Below are 17,965 nucleotides of genomic sequence, written 5' to 3'. Positions count from 1 at the left end.
GAACACGAGGAGATAGGTCAGAGGTGTAAGCAGGGTAACTTGTTAAGCTGACTGATACTAATAGGTCGAGGGCTTGACCAAATAAAAAACGAAAGAAAAAAATTTACTGTGCAATTTTGAGAGGACAAATAAAATGAAGTTGATAATTGACAATGGAGAGTTGACAGTTAAAGACATTAATTTCAATTTGATTTGAATTTCTAAAAAGTAATATATAAGAAAATTGATAGTAACGAGTACAGCGAGGAAAATGCTGAACGAGGAGCGGAACTTACTGAGGTAATTGAGCACCGTAGAGAGGTATTTGACGAAGCTGGGCGAAGTTAATAGCAATTTTCGATAATAATCTGGTGGTAATGACGTGAAGGTAACACCCCTTTCCATACCGAACAGGAAGGTTAAGCTTCACAGTGCCGATGGTACTGCAGGGGAGGCCCTGTGGGAGAATAGGTCGCTGCCAGGTAAGTAAAAATACCCATTGTATAGAACATTCTATGCAATGGGTATTTAAGTATATGCTTAAAAGTAAATTTTTTTAATAAGGAAAAGTTGAGGATATTATGAAGGTGATGAAAAGATGAAGTGTTATTTAACGCTTCATCTTTTTTATTTTAAAAATTAAGGGAACTTTAAGGTTTCGTTAAGAGGCATGAAAGTATACACCTTTAAACTTAAATATGTAAAAATTAAATTTAAAGGTAGGATGTATATGGATAATTTTTTTAAAACTATGAAAATAAGAAAAGTGATACTGGTTTATGCTGCTGTAGTAATTTTTTTCTGCATAATTTCTGAACTAAGTTTTGTAAAATCAACAGGAATATTAGACGAAAATTTATTTTTACTATTATGCAATTTAGGGGTTTTAGTATGGTTTGTGTTAGAATTGAGAAAAGTGGGCTGCGATATAAGAAATAAAATATTTAATTTGAAAAGAGATTTAACTATCAAAGACATAACACTTAGTATTATAATAAATATTACTATAACTATTGGACTTTTTATAATTATAATTTATGCTTTCATTAGTTTATCACCTTCACTGACGAAAGAAATTCTTGGAGAACTAAATAAAACTGATACAAGTTCCTTATATAGCATCATTATTAATGGTATTGCAGCTTCATTTATAGCACCTGTAGTAGAAGAGCTAATTTTTAGAGGAGTTGTACTTAACAGGTTAAAAGCAAAAATTGGAGTTATGAAAGCAGTAGTACTGTCTTCCATTTTATTTGGAGCTATTCATTATGAAGTGGGAATGATATCTGCAGTTGTTTTTGGTATATGTATGTCACTTATATATTTGAAAACTAAAAATATATTTGTTACTATATCAATCCATGTTATAAATAATTTCATAGTTTTTGTTCTGCAAATTGTATCATTTTTTATCGATAATAATACAGCTAAACAGAACATTACTTTAAATAGTTTTAATTCATTGTGGCTTGTGCTTGGAATTGCTTGCTTTGTTATAGGAACAGCTTTGAGTATTTATTTTGTTAAAACAAATTGGAATAAAGAAATTACAGCATAAAAGGAGAATGTTTATGGATTTTGAATTACTTAAAGGGACTAGGACAAGATATTTATTTTTAAAAATGCTTTGCATACTTGCGTTAGGTATAGGAATACTTGTAGTACTTGGGAAAATTTTTAAAGTACATTTGACAGATAGTTATATAGAAATTTGTGCACTTATAATAACAGTACTATGGTTTCTGATTACTTTAAAGTTTATGAAAAATAATAATATAAATGTCTATGATTTTGTAAAGAAACCTTCTAAAAAAGGATTTGCATTAGAGCTTCCAGTGAATTTAATAATAACTTATATGGGAGGCATGGGATTTATTTTGATAATGCTAGTTTTAGTAAGTTATATAAACCCAACTATGTTAAGCAGTGTTCAGTCAAATTTGGTAAATAAATCTCCTAAAATAAATACAAATTTTATTATAGGAATTAGTTTCATGTCAACAGTTATTATAGTACCTATAGTAGAAGAATTTATTTTTAGAGGAGTACTTATGGGTAGGCTGTACAATAAATATGGAATGGGTAAATCAATATTGTTTTCTTCAGTTATTTTTTTCATTATGCATTTAAATATCAACCCTATGCTTTTACTTTTGGGAATAAGCTGTGCTCTTCTTGTATATAAGTATAAGTCACTGGTTCCTTCAATTATACTGCATATGTGCAACAATTTTATTACTTTTATAAATGGCTTGAAAAGCAGCGGCGGCGGAAACAATTTGTTAAATGTTAATTCTAGCTTTATGATTGCAGGTATTATATTATTTATTATATATGTTTTATATTCTTATAGAAATTATAGAAAATGCAAAAAAGCATTTTAAAGGAAGGAAAGCTTGTATTTATGAAAAAAATTTTAATTGCTGATGATGAGCAAGAAATAATAGAGCTGCTGACATTATATCTTGAAAGGGAAAATTACGAAGTGTTTGGAGCTTATGATGGATTTTCAGCGTTGGATATTTTAAAAGATAAAGCAATTGATATTGCAATAATTGATATAATGATGCCAAATATGGACGGATATCAGCTTATAAAAAAAATAAGAGAAAAATATAAAATCCCTGTAATTGTTATGTCAGCTAAAAGTGAAATAAGCGATAAGATATTGGGCCTTGAACTTGGGGCAGATGATTATATAACTAAACCTTGTGATCCACTGGAAGTAATGGCAAGGGTAAAGGCACAGCTTAGAAGATGCTCTGAATTTAATTGTAATGAAGAAAAGGATACGGAAACTATAGTAGTTGGAGAGTTAAAACTCGATACTAATTCCTGTGTCATTTATAAAGGGGATAAACCTATATCAATTACATCCACAGAGTACAAGCTCTTGTTACTTCTAATGGGCAACCCTAAAAAAGTTTTTACTAAAAAGCAGATTTTTGAGTCTGTTTGGAATGAACCCTTTTATGGTGATGACAATACAATAATGGTTCACATTAGCAAATTGCGAGATAAAATTGAAGAAGATTCCAAAAAACCAGTGTATTTAAAAACCATAAGGGGACTTGGATATAAATTTGAAAGTAAAAAGTAATCAAGGTATGGAGTGTATCATATATGTTTTTTGAAACATTAAAAAACCTAAGAAAAAAGTTTAAGAGATTATATATTACTATGTTTAAAAATTATATTATATTTGTATTTTTAATGCTGCTTGTTTTATCAGGCACTATAGGTTTTATGATTTTTAGCATAGGAAAGATGGTTTCATCAGAAGACTACGTAAAAGATACTCAGAAATTTTTTATGGCATCGAAAATAGTAAAAAGTGATTATAAAAAAATTGATGCATCAAAAATTGTTGCTTCAAAAGGTTGGGTTGAGATACTTAATTCAAATAAAAAGGTTATCTATGTTATAGGAACTAAAAAAGATAAGGTAACAAGTTATACTGAAAATGAACTTTTGAATTTTATGGATTTATCCTATAATAACTTAAAAAGTGGCACTTCTTACTTTTATTCTGTTACAGCTTTTAATAGTAATGGCCAAGATCTTTATTGCATTGTGAAAGTGCCTCCTGGAATAGTGACATTAAATGTGGACATAGCACCTTCCCCGGAAAAGTATATTAAAAAAGCTGCAATTTATATATTGGTAGGTATATTTATAATTATAGTGTTTCTAACAGTATCCGTATTTTTATATGCTTATGTAACTACTAAAAAAGTAGTTATGCCATTAAAAAAAATACTGCAGGGTATAAAGAGAATGACTGAAGAAGATTATTCAACAAGGATTAATTTTAATGCAGAAAATGAATTTGGAGAAATAAGAGATGCTTTTAATTTTATGGCTGAAAAGATTGAAACTTCGATATTTGAAAGAAACAGGATGGAAAATTTGAAACAACAGCTTTTATCAGATATATCTCATGATTTGAAAACGCCATTAACTTCTATTATGGGATATTCCAAGGCACTTAATGACGGTGTGGTAGAAAATGATAAAAAAATTAAACAATATTTAAACATAATATACAATAAATCAAAGAGAACAGTTTCTCTAATTGAAAATCTTCATGAGTTTACAAAACTTGATAATAGCAAGTTTTTAATAAGCAAGGAAAAATGCGACTTTTGTGAGTTTGTACGAGAAATAGTATCTGAATACTATAATGAATTTGAAGAAAAGAATTTTGAACTTGAAATAAACTTACCAGAGGATGAAATTATATATGAATTTGATAAAATAGAGATGGAAAGGGCTATCTCAAATATTATATCTAATATATTGAAGTACAATGAAGCCGGGACAAAGGCAAAAATAGAGTTAACTTATGACAATTCAAAAATACAACTTATAATTGCAGACGATGGAGTTGGCATTGATGAAAGTCTAAAAGAAAATATATTTGAACCCTTTGTAAGAGGAGACAAGTCAAGGTATACAAAAGGTGGTACGGGACTTGGACTTTCTATTGCAAATAAAATAGTACAAAAGCATGGAGGAACTTTGACTCTTGAAAAATGTAAGAAATACAAAACAGTATTTAGGCTAAAACTTTAAAAAGAGAGTGCTGCACTAAGAGTAAATTACTTAGTGCAGCAGTCCCATAGTATTTATTCAGTAGCAATTTTAATACATTTCTTAGTTTAATTTATAAGCTTCTGCAAACGCTGTAGATACTGCATTTGCAATCCTGCCAACTTGTGCAGTGTCACCAATTTTAATTACATTGTGGAAATTTGCATTTAATTTTCCTGCTAAAGTTTGATCAGCATGTACTCCTAAAGAAAGTACTACATATTCAACTGGAAGCTTCTTTTTTTCTCCATCTTTTTCTTCTAATATAACTGACTCGTCTGTAATATCTACTAATTTGTGAGATGGCATGAAAGAGGTGTTCATTTTTTCTAATCTACCTTGTACATCAGTTAAGTTTTGCCAGCTAGCATCAGGACCAATTTTATCCATCATTTCTACAACGTATACTTTATTGTTCATTGTACCTAATAATTCAGCTGTTTCAAGTCCAGTCATACCAGAACCTATAACTGCTACTTTTTTATTTGAAATTTTAACTTTCCCTGATAAAATATCAGAACTTGTACAAACATTTTTACCTTGTACACCAGGAATAGATTTAGGCACTATAGACGTGGAACCTGTGCCTATAAACACTGCATATGGATTCAATTTTTTAATAGATTCTATTGTTGCTGGTGTATTTAAATGAACTTCAACACCTAATTTTTTTAATTGAACTTCAAAATATTTAATAAGCCAATTAATTTTTTCTTTGTAAGGTGGCTTGTTTGCTAAACATAATTGTCCGCCGAGTTCTGAATTTTTTTCAAACAATATTACTTTGAATTTACGTTCTGCTAGAACACGTGCTGCTTCCATTCCAGATGGACCTCCACCTACAACAACTACCATACGTCCATTTCCATCTTGTCTGGAACTATTATAAAACCATTCACGAGCAGCTCTTGCATTAATTGCACAAGAAAATGGTTCACCTTTCATACCATTAACTGCCATGGAATCCATGCAATTTAAACATGAAATACATCTTCGAATTTCATCTACTCTGCCCTCAGCAGTTTTCTTTACCCAATCGGGATCAGCAAGTAAGCCTCTGGCAATTGTTACGCAATCTACTTTTCCTTCTGAGATAACTTTTTCAGCGAAATCAGGATTGCGGATGGTACCTACTCCAAATACAGGCACATCAACTGCTTTTTTAACAGCTTCTGCTAAATATATTTTCCATCCTTCTGGATAAGAAGTAGGTTCCCAAGCTTTATTCATTGTTTCATAAATTCCAGCAGATACGTTTATGGCATCCAGTCCAAAAGGTACAAGGTATTTACAAATTTCAACAGCTTCATCTAACAATAATCCATCTTCCTTAATTGGAAATACAGAATCTCTTAAAAATTCATCTGCAGAGATCCTCATAATTACTGGATATTCACGGCCAATTCGCTGGCGAATTCCTTGGATAATTTCTTTAATAATACGGGCTCTATTTTCGGTACTTCCACCGTATTCATCAGTTCGTTTGTTTGTAAATGGGGAAAGAAATTGATTTAGCATATATCCATGTGCTGCATGAAGTTCAACACCATCAATACCAGCTTTGTAGCATCTTTCTGCTGCATTTATAAAATCTTGTACAAGACTCTTTATTTCTGCGTTTGTCATTTCACGACATGGTGCTTGAGTTAGCATACTTTTAATGCCGCTTGGAGAAATTGTTGGCTTTCCACCAATTACTTCACATACAGTTTGACGTCCTGGATGATGCAATTGAATGAAGATAGCACCATCATAATAATGTACTGCATTTGCAAGCTTTCTAAGACCTGGAATACATTCATCAGTAGCTGCAGAAGATTGGCGGGGCATCATAATTCCAGTATCGTTGTTTACTCGAGTAACTTCATTGATAATAAGTCCTACTCCACCTTTAGCTCGTTCAGCATAGTATGCACATTCACATTCAGAAATTGTTGCATTTTCATTTGCCGTTGCTGATCCCATGGCTCCCATTACAACACGGTTTCGTATTTTTAAGCTTCCAATATTTATTGGAGATAATAAATTTTCATAACTCATAAGTAAATCCTCCTATATTCTTTTATTGATATGTGTCATAGATTTTTTCAAGCAACTTTGGAACCATTTCATCTGTTACAGGAACACCGGCAAAATTGCGCAAAGGCTCACTGAGTACATAATCTGCACAATTTAAAACATCTTCTTTTTTAAGTCCAAGCTTTTTACAAGAAGGAACCTTTAAGGATTTCATAAATTTACGAACACCATCTGCAACTGTTTTTCCAATTACAACACCATCTTCACTATCAATTATAATTCCCATGATTTTACCTACTTTTTTAATTTTTTCAGGAAATTTTGGAGCTGTTAATTCTATTATAGTAGGTGTTACTAATGCACAACCTATGCCATGTGGAATGTGAAAATTAGCTCCAAAGGAATGTGCAATAGCATGTCCAACATGAACTGTAGAATCATTGAAGGATTTACCTGCAAAATTACTTGCTAAAGCCAAATTATCTCTAGCTTCATAATTACCTGGTTCTTTATATGCAACAGGAAGCCAATTTACAATTCTTTTAATTGCATCATAAGCAAGTAAATCAGAATGTGGATTTGGCTGCATGCTTGTTAAGGATTCAGTACAATGTGAAAAAGCATCCATACCTGTATAAACTGTAATGTCCTTTGGCAAACTGAGAGTAAGTTCTGGATCTAAAATTGAAAAAGATGGTACAGAAAAGCATCCTACTTTTTCGTGATTTTTAGTATCTGTAATGACAGCTACAAAGGTACTTTCTGAGCCAGTACCTGATGTGGTTGGTATTAAAATAAATTTTACTGGTGGATTTTTCATAGGCGCATGATGTATCATATCACTAACTGTGATTTCGTTTGCAGCAAAACAAGCTATTCCTTTTGCTGTGTCCAGCACACTTCCTCCACCTACACCGATAATACCGTCTACGTGTTCCTTTTTTGCCATATTACCACCAGCTTCTACTGTGTAATCAGGTGCATCTATTTCTACACCATTAAATATGACAGTTTCTATATTTGCTTTTTTTAAGCTATCTATTGATTTTTGAGAGTGCCCTAAAGCTTCAACTTGTTTATCTGTTACAATCATTACTTTTGTAAACCCTAATTTTTTTGCAATTTCTCCCGTTGAATTAATTGCACCAGCGCCGTAAGCTACTGTACATAGCTGCCCATATCTTCTTATCATGTTTATCCCTCCAAGCAATTATTGTTATTTTTTTATCAACCTTAAGAAAATTATAACACTGCATATTTTCAATATCTTCGTCAAGGTTTGAAAATTTGAATGATATGATTTGTGATTTTTTACAAGTATTAATTGGATATTATTGCTTATGCAATTGTTTACTATGTTAATTTCTGCTATGATTAGATTAGCAAGATAGTTAATATTTCAACAAAGAAGGGATAATTTATGTCTGTACAATTTTCTACAATTACTGGATTACTTGATAAATTCAGCATAAAAGTCCATCTTAAAGAAGATTGTGAATTGATAGGATTTCGATATTTAAATAAAGATGTTTCAGTATATCTTTCTGATTATTTGTATATAGGGAAAGTGTCCAACTTGGCAAAAATGCCTTCTTCTAGCAGAGCAAACTATATGTTATATGAAGATATTCCATTATCTCCTTTATACAAGCAAGAAAGTACGTCCAATATTATTTTAGTTTCTAACAAGAGTGACATTACCTCTATCATAGACATCTTGCAGGACTTATTTGATATGGAGATTAAAATGGTTAATTTAACAAATAAATTGTTAGAACTTTGTCAAGAGGGTACAACTATTCAGCAGCTTTTGGATGTTGGGTATGAAACCCTAGGCAACCCTTTATTATTAGTGGATATTTCTCTTTGCTTTATGGCGCATGCTGGAGGAAATACTATAAAAAATGAACCACTGTGGGAATGGACACTTTCGAAAGGCTATGTAACTGAAGCGTATGTTAATTCAATCATGGAAAATAAAATTGATAGAAATATAGAAAGTGAGCATAATGAAAATTCAGGTCTAATTTTATGGGAATCCGGATTACTAAATCATAGACAATTAGTAGGAAGAGTCTTAAAAAATAAGCAGCCTTTAGCATATTTGAAGATGTTAGAATACAATAAGCCAATTACAAAATATGATGAACAAATGTTAATCACTCTCTGCAGATTTCTTTCTTTGACGATTAAGGGATCTAATGAAAGTTTTTCATCCACTAATCCTTTAGTGGATTCATTTATTACGGCATTGCTCAATCAGAAATTATATGACCATGATGCCATTAGCGAACGTGCAAGAGCATTTAATTTAAAACTTTATGATAATTTATATGTTATTACCATTGAATTAAATGATATAAATAGAAATGAAGATAAAATCTATTACTTGAAAAGAAAAATGCAAAATTATTTTAACAGAGATACAGTAATTATTTATGATAAATATATTGTGGTTTTACTGGATGTTAAAGGAGAAAATATATTTAATGAAAGTGAATTGAACTTATTTGGCAAATTACTAGAGAAACACAATTGTAGGGCTGGTATCAGTAAGGTTTTTCACAATTTATATGATTTATCAGAATATTATAAGCAAACTATTACTAGTTTATCAATTGGAAATCAAATACATAGTTCTGAGCGAATTTTAAATTATAATGATTTTATAGTGACACATATGATTTTAAGTTTTGGAGACAAAGCACATCTTAAAATCCTTGTCCACCCAATTGTAAAACTTTTAATTCATATTGATGAAGAGAAGAATAGTGATTTTTTTAAAACGTTGTGTGCTTATTTAAAACATAATCAGGATGTTACTTTAACTTCAAAAGCTCTCCACATTCATTATAATACTTTAAAATATCGAATTAAACGTATTATAGAGTTAACGAACATTGACTTTAATAATAGTGAACTGCTATTTGAAGTACAATTATCAGAAAAGGTTTTAAAATTAGTAAAACAAATAGGAATTGAAAACTAATTGTGTTAATGATAATATGATAATATCACAAAAATTAAAAGTAAACTCGGAGTGATAATATGAAGTATGTAGATATTAAAAATAAACAAGGATTAACTGAAGAAGAGTTTTTAAAGCAATATGATGATAGTATATATGAAACACCATCTCTTACTGTAGATATGTTGATTTTTACAGTAATAAACGAAAAAAAAGAAAATTACAGGAAGCTTCCAGAAAAATCTTTAAAGATTCTTTTAGTAAAGAGAGGAGATCATCCATGCATTGGGAAATGGGCACTTCCTGGTGGATTTGTAGGTATTAATGAAAGCTTGGACGAAGCAGCTTTACGTGTATTAAGAGCAGAAACCAATATTGATGATATTTATATGGAACAGTTATATACTTGGGGAGAAGTTGATAGAGATCCTAGGACTAGAGTAATAAGTTCATCCTATATGGCACTTGTGGACAGCACTTCATTAAGCATTAAAGCTGGAAGTGATGAAGAAGATGCGGCATGGTTTAATGTCAGTTACAATTTGCTTCAGGAGAAAAAGGAAGCAGTGGAGAAAGGGTATATTTACAAACAGATAGTACAAATAAAACTTTGGAATGAAAATGAGGAATTGTCTGCCAAGATAAAAATTATAGAAAATCCAGACGGTAAAGTAAGTAGAGAAATTATGGAATCTACAGGTATTGCTTTTGATCATGGTAAGTTTATTGAATATGCTATTAATAGGCTAAGGAATAAAATTGAATATACAAGTTTAGCTTTTAATCTTATGCCAGAATTATTTACGTTAACAGAACTTCAGCAGGTTTATGAAGTTATACAAGGAAAAGAACTTTTAGCAGCTGCATTTAGAAGAAAAATTGCAAATATGGTTGTTGAAACAAATCAGTTTACAAAGGATGCTGGGCATAGGCCTTCAAAATTATTTAGATATAATTCAGGATGGAAAAGAAATATGTAAAGAATAAGTTAGTTGACAATATACACATATATATAATACAATTAAAAAAGATAGATTTCATTAAAATAAAAATAGAGAGGTATTTTATGAGCGTGGTAGTATCTAAATAGATTAAATTTTATATTTAAATAAATCTTTGAAAAAGAGGTAGTTTTATACCTTTGTTTGTCATAGATTTATTTAAAGCAATCTATGGAGATACAAAGCTATAAAAAATACCGTTATTATATTTACAGGATAGTTCTTTAGAGCTATCTTAAAGGTATGTATTTTAAGCTGTGGAAATGTCCACAGCTTTTTTTTGTAAAAATAATATTTAATAAGTACAATGTGTCAAAAGTGAAATCTATCTTAAAAATTTGTATCTTCATAGAATATTAAATTCTATGTAAGGAGAAAAGAAAATGAATACAAACACTTTTGATAAATTGCAATATAATGACTTAAAGGAAATAGTAAAATCTTATTGTGTAAGTGGATTAGGAAAAAAGTTAATAGATAAGCTTAAGCCAAGTACAAATTTAAATGTTATAGATAAAAGGCTTAATGAAACTAGTGAAGGAAGAGCCTTATTAGATACTTGTAGTTATATACCTTTAGAGGGAATATTCAATATAGATAATATTATAGATAATGTTGAAAAAGGTATAGTACTGGAGCCAGAAAATTTGACTACTCTTTGTAATTTTTTAAGAGGATGCAGAAAAATTAAGAATTTTATGAAAGATAAGGAATGTTATGCTCCAACATTAAGTTCATATGGTAATTCAATTACAGAATTTACATTTATAGAAGAAGAAATTGAACTTTCTATAAGGGGCAGCTTGGTGGATTCTAACGCTAGCAAAGAATTAAGGAAAATAAGAAGACTTATAGAAAATACAGAAAGCAAGATACAAGATAAATTAGAAAAGTTTCTAAAAAATAGTAGTAATAAAAACTATATACAGGAATTTTTTATAAGCAAAAGAAATGGAAGATATACTATACCTATAAAAGCTGCATATAAGAATCAAGTTCCAGGCAATATAGTAGAAACTTCTTCTAAAGGTTCAACTATATTTATAGAGCCAAATAATATAAGTAAAAGTACAGAAGAATTAACAGCACTAAAAGCTGAAGAGTCAATAGAAGAATATAAAATACTATCTACTTTAACAGCATTAGTATTTGATAATTTAAGAGAAATTAAAATTAATATGGAAGTTATTGAAGAATATGATATGATTTTTGCTAAGGCGAAATACAGTAAGGCTATTAATGGAATGAAGCCTAAAATTAATGATTATGGATATATAAATATAATAAATGGAAAACATCCTTTGTTAAAAGGTAATGTAGTACCTTTAGATTTTAAGGTGGGAGATGATTATAGAACTTTAATAATAACAGGACCTAATGCAGGTGGAAAAACAGTAGTATTAAAAACAGTTGGAATTTTAACTTTAGCAGTTCAATCAGGATTTCATATTTCAGCTGAAGAAGGAACGGAAATATCTGTATTTGAAAAGATATTTGTTGATATTGGAGACGATCAAAGTATAGAAAATGCACTAAGTACTTTTTCTTCCCATATAAAAAATTTAGCAGATATAATTAGCAATAGCAATAAATCTACACTTATATTGTGCGATGAAATAGGAAGTGGAACAGAACCTAATGAAGGAGCAGGACTTGCTATAGCCATATTAGAGGAATTTTATCATAAAGGATGTATTACAGTAGCTACTACCCATTATGGTGAAATAAAGAATTTTTCAGAAATTCACGAAGATTTTCAAAATGCGGCTATGCAGTTTGAAAGTGAAACATTAGAACCATTGTATAAATTAGTTATAGGTAAATCTGGAGAGAGCAATGCACTTTGGATATCTAAAAAAATGGGTATAAAAAACTCTGTACTTGAGAAAGCAGAAAGTTATATAAAAAATAGAGATTATAATTTTAAATTAGTTAAAGAGAGCAAAATTAAAAATAGAAAAGTTGAGGAAGAATTTGATGAACACAAAAACTATTACTACTTTAAAATAGGAGATAGGGTATTTCTTATGGACTATGAAGATTTTGCTATTGTTTATAAAGAAAAGGATAGGTTTAACAATGTTACTGTATTGTATAAAGAAAATTTTATAGAAGTTAATGAAAAGAGAATTAGACTAGAATTAAAAGCAGAAGATCTGTATCCTAAGGACTATGATCTAAATACTCTATTTGTAAGTTACAAAGATAGAAAGTTAGAAAGAGACATTGCAAGAGGATCTAAAAAGGCTTTAAAAAAGATTCAAAAAGAAATAAAAAATCAATATCATAAGGAATGAAATTTTGCACTGTATAAACTTTATTGTGTATTATGAATTAAAATAGGTTATAAGGCGAAAATTTAAGATCTCGGCTTAGAAATCGTTATCCAGGAACGTACCTGCTCTTTACTCTCACTTGGAGAAAAGCAGATATCCCAAATCTTTAATTTGGTGATAGTCGCTTTCACTGTGTGCGTGGGAGTATTAGAGCAGGTAGTTATCGGATAAAGCTTGGTTATGCTTCAGTAATATACTTTATGATAAGGTCAACTGTAGCTAACAATGCATCTACATGCGTTCTTTCATAGGCGTGAGATGCAAAAACACCAGGACCTATAAGGGCTGTTCTAACATCCCAACCAGCACGTAGTGCTGCAGAAGCGTCTGAACCATAGTGAGGATATATGTCTAGCTTATATGAAATATTATTTTTCTTGCAGGTATAAACTAATTTTTTCCTAAGATCATAATCATAAGGACCAGAGGAGTCTTTAGCACAAATACATACGCTATATTCTGATGAATTTTGATCGCAGCCGGGGGCTCCCATATCAACAGCTATGAACTCTTTAGTTTTTTCAGGTAAAGCAGCACTAGAACCATGACCGACTTCTTCATAATTGCTTATATAGAAATTAGTTGTGTAAGGAAGTTTTATATTGTTTTCATGAAGGTATTTAATTACATACATAAGAATAGAAGCGCTAGCTTTATCATCTAGATATCTACTTTTAATAAATTGTTTTTCAGTGATAGTTGTCCTTGTATCTATGCATATATAGTCTCCTACATCAATACCAAGAGCTACCACATCATTTTTAGAGAACACTTTTTCATCTAGTATTACCTCCATGTTTTCAGGAATCCTCTTAAGACTGTTGGCTTCATCACCGCTTATATGGACAGAAGGTTTTATAGTTTGAATAGTACCAGAATAGCTTATATCATCTAAAGTTTTTATAGTACAATTTTCACCTTCAAGTGTTGACATCATATATCCACCAATAGGAACCATGGAAAGAGTGCCATTTTCTTTTATGCCTTTAACCATTGCACCTAATGTATCAATATGGGATGTAAAAGTTCTTTGATAATCGTCATTTATTCCAGTAAAAGATACAATAAGAGCACCTTTATTTGTGGTTTTATAAGGTATATTTATTTTGTTAAGTTCATCCTTGAGATATTGCATTACTAACTTAGTATATCCTGTAGGACTTGGTATAGAAAGAATAGTTTTTAGAATATTTAAAATAGTATTTTTATCATAATCCATAATTTTAATCCCCCAAGTGTAAAATATAGTTTAGTCTCTATAGTTATTTTATGATTACAATATAGTAAGAGTCAATTTTGCTTAGAAAATTATGATCTGAAAATAACACTTTCTTTATTGAACATATATCTTGCAAATGAGATTGCACCAACTATATACACTATCATCCAGCCAAAGGTTATAGCTATATGTGCTGTATTGTGTATTCCAACTAAGAACTCTTTTGTGAGGCAGGAAGCATTAGCTATAGGTATACTAAAAAAATAAGTTTCTATACTTTTACCATCCTTCATCATTGTGGCATAAACCAATATGACAGCTATTATTGTAAAAGGACTTAAATATGTTTGGGCCTCTTTTGATGATTTTGCATAAATACTTATGGACAGCCCTAAAGCCCCAAAAACCATAGTTAAAAGTATAGGCAAAATCATTATCAAAATAATAGTTTCCAATCCTATATTGATGTCATTTGCACCTTGAAACATTCCATTTGTCTGATTCATTGAAATAAATAATCCTGCAAGGTTTGCCAGTGATACTATAATTCCCACTATGGTAATTGCGAGAAATTTCCCCCAAAGCAAGGACATTCTACTTGCTTTTGTAGTTAGAAGTGGTTCTAGAGTACCTCTTTCCTTTTCACCAACGCCTAAGTCCAAAGAGGGTGCTACTGTATTACCAACACTACCAAGGATCAATAAAAGTGGTACCATTATATTAAGCATTAATTTTCCAATACCACTTTCCTTTTTTTCTATAGTATCCTGAGCAACATTTATTGGAGTTAATATTTTAGAATCTATATTTCTTTTTTCCAATCTTTTTGAAACTATATTCTTTGAATATTTATCTATGTAAGAATTTAATATGTCAAAGGCTTCCATACTGTCACTGCTGGAGTTGTCATAAGTTAATGTGATTTTTTCATTCATATCTTTACTTATATTTTCATCAAAATTTTCTGGTATAGTTATACCTGCTAAAATTTTACCATCTTTTACATCTTGTTTTATGTTGTTGGATTTAATTATTTTTACATTCTTTTGTAATTTAAAAAATGATCCTAAATTGCTGCTGCCTTTATCAACCACAGCTATTTTTAAATTGTTTTCTACATTTTTATGACTTGTACTTGTAGCTTTTCCTATAACAAACGAAAGTATAGGAAGAAGCAGCATGGGAATTAATATACTCATGAGGATTGTTTTTCTATCTCTAAACATATCTAAAAGTTCTTTTTTTAATACTATTAATACAACTTTAGTTTTCAATTACATCACCTACCAACTGCATAAATATTTCTTCCATGTCATCATTATTATACTTAGACTTTAAATTCTCTATTGTTCCTGTTTCTATAATTTTTCCTTTGTGAATTATTATAATTCTATCACAAAGCTTTTCTACTTCAGCCATACTGTGACTTGAAAATATGACAGCTTTATTGTCAACTTTACACTTTTTTATAAAATCATGTACTATTCTAGATGAACTGACATCAAGACCTGATGTTGGTTCATCAAATAATACTACTGATGGATTATGTACGATAGATCTAGCTATAGAAATTTTTTGCTTCATTCCTCTTGAGAATTTACCTACTCTTCTATCCAAATAGTCTTCCATTTCAAGGTTTTTTGCTAAATATTTTATGCTCTTTTCGGTTTTTTCCTTTGACATTCCATTGAGTTCTGCAAAGTATCTTATATTTTCTCTTCCAGTTAATCTATCATAAAGACCAACTTCGCCGCCAAAAAGTATTCCTATTTCTCCTCTTACTTTTTCTGGATATTTATTCACATCATAATTGTTTATTAAAGCTGTTCCTGATGTAGGCTTTAGCATAGTTGCAAGCATCCTAAGTGTAGTTGTTTTACCTGCTCCGTTTTCACCAAGAAGTCCTACTATTTCTCCATTGTTAACTTCAAAACTAATATTATCTACAGCTGAAATCTTTTTAAATATTTTAGTTAATGATTGAACTTTAATCAATGTGTTTCCTACCTTTCTTTTTTTGTTTCAAATTAACTTGTTTCTCAAATCATTATGCAATAATAAGAGAAAATTGTAAACTGTAAGTTTTAAAGATTCAAATATTTTTAGAAAAAAATTAGAAAAATAGATTGACAATGTGGAAAAAAAATAATATACTTAACAACAAGTTAGTAATAAATACAAGCTTTGATGGAGAAAGAAATATTTAATGTTTAACTGCAGAGAGCCAGCGTTGGTGTAAGTTGGTGTTAACATAAATATGTAACTATCACTCCGGAGCTTCCAAGTAGAAAGGTTTTTGCCAAGTAAATGAGGACGTGTACCAGCGATATATGGTTAGGGTTCACGATGAATAGATGTTTTATTTACGTTGACCTGAGTGGAGTGGCAATTAGTGTATCTAATTGCAATTGAGGTGGTACCGCGGAAAGTTAATCTTTCGTCCTTATAAGCATATTTAAAAGTATGTTTATAAGAACGAAAGATTTTTTTATTATAAAATGAAAATTTGAGAGGTGAGTGAATAGGGGGCTTTTACTTTATATTAGAAAATTTTTAGAATTGGGGCAAAGTGCAATACGTAATAATATTATTATATCTAGGATAAGAGAGGAGATTTGAAGATTATGAAAGTGAATTTAACATTAAAGGATGTATTAGAGGCTAGTAAAAGAATAGAAGGAATATGTGTAAAAACTAAATTAATATATAGTTCAGAATTTAGCAGAGAAAGTGGTAATGAGGTATATATAAAACCAGAAAACCTTCAAATTACTGGAGCATTTAAGTTAAGAGGTGCATCAAACAAAATCGTAAAACTAAGTGATGAGCAAAAAGCAAAGGGACTTATAGCTTCTTCTGCAGGAAATCATGCTCAAGGTGTAGCATACTCTGCACAAAAGCTTGGAATTAAGGCAACAATTGTTATGCCTGAAACTACTCCACTTATAAAGGTTCAAGCTACTAGAAACTATGGAGCTGATGTAGTACTTAAAGGAAAAGTTTATGATGAGGCTTATGAAGAAGCTAAAAGATTAGAGAAAGAAAATGGGTATACTTTTGTTCATCCTTTTAATGATGTAGATGTAATGGCAGGTCAGGGAACTATAGCACTTGAGATAATAGAAGAACTAAAGGATGTAGATGCTATATTAGTACCAATAGGTGGAGGTGGATTAATAAGCGGAATAGCAGTAGCTGCTAAATCTATTAATCCTAATATAAAAGTAATAGGAGTTCAAGCTGAAGGTGCAAATCCTATGAAAGTTTCTTTTGATACAGGTAAACTCACCTATGCAGATAAAGTTGATACTATCGCTGATGGCGCAGCAGTAAAGCAGCCTGGAGATCTTACTTTTGAAGTAATAAAAGAATATGTAGATGAAATTGTTACAGTAAGTGATAAAGAACTTATGGAAGCTGTGTTTGTTGTTTTGGAAAAACATAAGCTTGTAGCAGAAGCAACGGGAGTAATGTCTTTAGCAGCACTGAAGAGATTAAACTTTAAAGGAAAAAAAGTAGTTTCCTTAATAAGTGGAGGAAATATAGATGTAGTAACAATAGCATCTCTTTTGAATAATGGATTATTTTCAAGAGGAAGAATATTCTGTTTTTCAGTTAAACTTAAAGACACTCTAGGACAACTTCTTAAAATATCTCAGATATTAGCTGAAAAAGGAGCTAATGTAATAAAGCTGGATCACAATCAGTTTAAGGCTGTTGATAGATTGAAACATGTGGTTTTAGAAGTTACGGTAGAAACAAATGGGTATGAGCATATAGAATCTATAGTTAAGGCATTAAATGATGAAGGATATGATGTAGATAGAGTTTGCTAAGAAGAAAATTAAAT

Annotated in this window: 13 protein-coding genes, 1 rRNA gene and 1 other annotated feature; of the genes, 9 read left to right on the top strand and 5 right to left on the bottom strand. The window is 30.4% G+C overall.

From position 1 onward, the window contains the following. Positions 1-346 precede the first annotated feature (346 nt). The 5 genes from rrf to CLRAG_RS12025 all read left to right on the top strand — a co-directional run bounded on the left by rrf (position 347) and on the right by CLRAG_RS12025 (position 4,554). Positions 347-463, top strand: a 5S ribosomal RNA gene (gene rrf / locus CLRAG_RS12045). 246 nt (positions 464-709) lie between these two features. After that, on the top strand, positions 710-1,537 hold the full coding sequence (locus CLRAG_RS12040; protein ID WP_065078657.1) for a CPBP family intramembrane glutamic endopeptidase: 828 nt from the start codon (positions 710-712) through the stop codon (positions 1,535-1,537). Between the two features lie 13 nt (positions 1,538-1,550). Further along, positions 1,551-2,363, top strand: a complete 813-nt coding sequence (locus tag CLRAG_RS12035) for a CPBP family intramembrane glutamic endopeptidase (RefSeq protein WP_065078653.1) — start codon at positions 1,551-1,553, stop codon at positions 2,361-2,363. 20 nt (positions 2,364-2,383) lie between these two features. Continuing rightward, positions 2,384-3,079 (top strand): response regulator transcription factor, encoded by a 696-nt coding sequence (locus CLRAG_RS12030; protein WP_065078656.1) that lies wholly within the window; start codon positions 2,384-2,386, stop codon positions 3,077-3,079. 23 nt (positions 3,080-3,102) lie between these two features. Continuing rightward, positions 3,103-4,554: a sensor histidine kinase gene (locus CLRAG_RS12025; RefSeq protein WP_065078652.1), complete on the top strand. Its 1,452-nt coding sequence runs from the start codon at positions 3,103-3,105 to the stop codon at positions 4,552-4,554. An 81-nt stretch (positions 4,555-4,635) separates the two neighbouring features. Here the strand turns inward: CLRAG_RS12025 and CLRAG_RS12020 are convergent, their stop codons facing one another. Together CLRAG_RS12020 and CLRAG_RS12015 are read right to left on the bottom strand one after the other, a co-directional pair. Beyond that, on the bottom strand, positions 4,636-6,612 hold the full coding sequence (locus CLRAG_RS12020) for an oxidoreductase (RefSeq protein WP_065078651.1): 1,977 nt from the start codon (positions 6,610-6,612) through the stop codon (positions 4,636-4,638). A 22-nt stretch (positions 6,613-6,634) separates the two neighbouring features. Then, a complete protein-coding gene (locus tag CLRAG_RS12015) occupies positions 6,635-7,783 on the bottom strand; it encodes an iron-containing alcohol dehydrogenase (RefSeq protein WP_065078650.1) in 1,149 nt (382 codons plus the stop codon). 228 nt (positions 7,784-8,011) lie between these two features. Here CLRAG_RS12015 and CLRAG_RS12010 point away from each other — a divergent pair, with 228 nt between their 5' ends. From CLRAG_RS12010 to CLRAG_RS12000, 3 genes are all read left to right on the top strand, one after another. Next, on the top strand, positions 8,012-9,580 hold the full coding sequence (locus tag CLRAG_RS12010) for a PucR family transcriptional regulator (RefSeq protein ID WP_065078649.1): 1,569 nt from the start codon (positions 8,012-8,014) through the stop codon (positions 9,578-9,580). A gap of 59 nt (positions 9,581-9,639) precedes the next feature. Next, a complete protein-coding gene (locus tag CLRAG_RS12005) occupies positions 9,640-10,539 on the top strand; it encodes an NUDIX hydrolase (protein WP_065078648.1) in 900 nt (299 codons plus the stop codon). Positions 10,540-10,943: 404 nt separating this feature from the next. Then, positions 10,944-12,857: an endonuclease MutS2 gene (locus CLRAG_RS12000; RefSeq protein WP_065078647.1), complete on the top strand. Its 1,914-nt coding sequence runs from the start codon at positions 10,944-10,946 to the stop codon at positions 12,855-12,857. 217 nt (positions 12,858-13,074) lie between these two features. Here the strand turns inward: CLRAG_RS12000 and CLRAG_RS11995 are convergent, their stop codons facing one another. The 3 genes from CLRAG_RS11995 to CLRAG_RS11985 form a co-directional block, all read right to left on the bottom strand. Continuing rightward, entirely contained in the window at positions 13,075-14,115 is a 1,041-nt protein-coding gene (locus CLRAG_RS11995; RefSeq protein ID WP_065078646.1) for a M42 family metallopeptidase, read from the bottom strand. 89 nt (positions 14,116-14,204) lie between these two features. Continuing rightward, on the bottom strand, positions 14,205-15,389 hold the full coding sequence (locus tag CLRAG_RS11990) for an ABC transporter permease (protein ID WP_083985698.1): 1,185 nt from the start codon (positions 15,387-15,389) through the stop codon (positions 14,205-14,207). Beyond that, positions 15,379-16,110 carry an ABC transporter ATP-binding protein gene (locus CLRAG_RS11985; protein WP_065078645.1) on the bottom strand — a complete coding sequence of 244 codons (732 nt, stop codon included), beginning with the start codon at positions 16,108-16,110 and terminating at the stop codon, positions 15,379-15,381. The genes CLRAG_RS11990 and CLRAG_RS11985 overlap by 11 nt, the downstream gene beginning before the upstream one ends. Positions 16,111-16,290: 180 nt before the next feature. After that, positions 16,291-16,563: a binding site (T-box leader), on the top strand. 176 nt (positions 16,564-16,739) lie between these two features. Between CLRAG_RS11985 and ilvA the strand changes: the two genes are divergently transcribed. After that, on the top strand, positions 16,740-17,951 hold the full coding sequence (gene ilvA / locus CLRAG_RS11980) for a threonine ammonia-lyase (RefSeq protein WP_065078644.1): 1,212 nt from the start codon (positions 16,740-16,742) through the stop codon (positions 17,949-17,951). Positions 17,952-17,965 lie beyond the last annotated feature (14 nt).

The organism is Clostridium ragsdalei P11 (assembly GCF_001675165.1).
GTDB lineage: Bacteria > Bacillota > Clostridia > Clostridiales > Clostridiaceae > Clostridium_B > Clostridium_B ragsdalei.
This window is presented reverse-complemented; position numbering and strand designations above follow the sequence as displayed.

Excerpts from the sequence above, each read along its gene's own strand:
- CLRAG_RS12040 (WP_065078657.1), top strand. The coding sequence starts at position 710 with ATGGATAATTTTTTTAAAACTATGAAAATAAGAAAAGTGATACTGGTT.
- CLRAG_RS12035 (WP_065078653.1), top strand. The coding sequence starts at position 1,551 with ATGGATTTTGAATTACTTAAAGGGACTAGGACAAGATATTTATTTTTA.
- CLRAG_RS12030 (WP_065078656.1), top strand. The coding sequence starts at position 2,384 with ATGAAAAAAATTTTAATTGCTGATGATGAGCAAGAAATAATAGAGCTG.
- CLRAG_RS12025 (WP_065078652.1), top strand. The coding sequence starts at position 3,103 with ATGTTTTTTGAAACATTAAAAAACCTAAGAAAAAAGTTTAAGAGATTA.
- CLRAG_RS12020 (WP_065078651.1), bottom strand. The coding sequence starts at position 6,612 with ATGAGTTATGAAAATTTATTATCTCCAATAAATATTGGAAGCTTAAAA.
- CLRAG_RS12015 (WP_065078650.1), bottom strand. The coding sequence starts at position 7,783 with ATGATAAGAAGATATGGGCAGCTATGTACAGTAGCTTACGGCGCTGGT.
- CLRAG_RS12010 (WP_065078649.1), top strand. The coding sequence starts at position 8,012 with ATGTCTGTACAATTTTCTACAATTACTGGATTACTTGATAAATTCAGC.
- CLRAG_RS12005 (WP_065078648.1), top strand. The coding sequence starts at position 9,640 with ATGAAGTATGTAGATATTAAAAATAAACAAGGATTAACTGAAGAAGAG.
- CLRAG_RS12000 (WP_065078647.1), top strand. The coding sequence starts at position 10,944 with ATGAATACAAACACTTTTGATAAATTGCAATATAATGACTTAAAGGAA.
- CLRAG_RS11995 (WP_065078646.1), bottom strand. The coding sequence starts at position 14,115 with ATGGATTATGATAAAAATACTATTTTAAATATTCTAAAAACTATTCTT.
- ilvA (WP_065078644.1), top strand. The coding sequence starts at position 16,740 with ATGAAAGTGAATTTAACATTAAAGGATGTATTAGAGGCTAGTAAAAGA.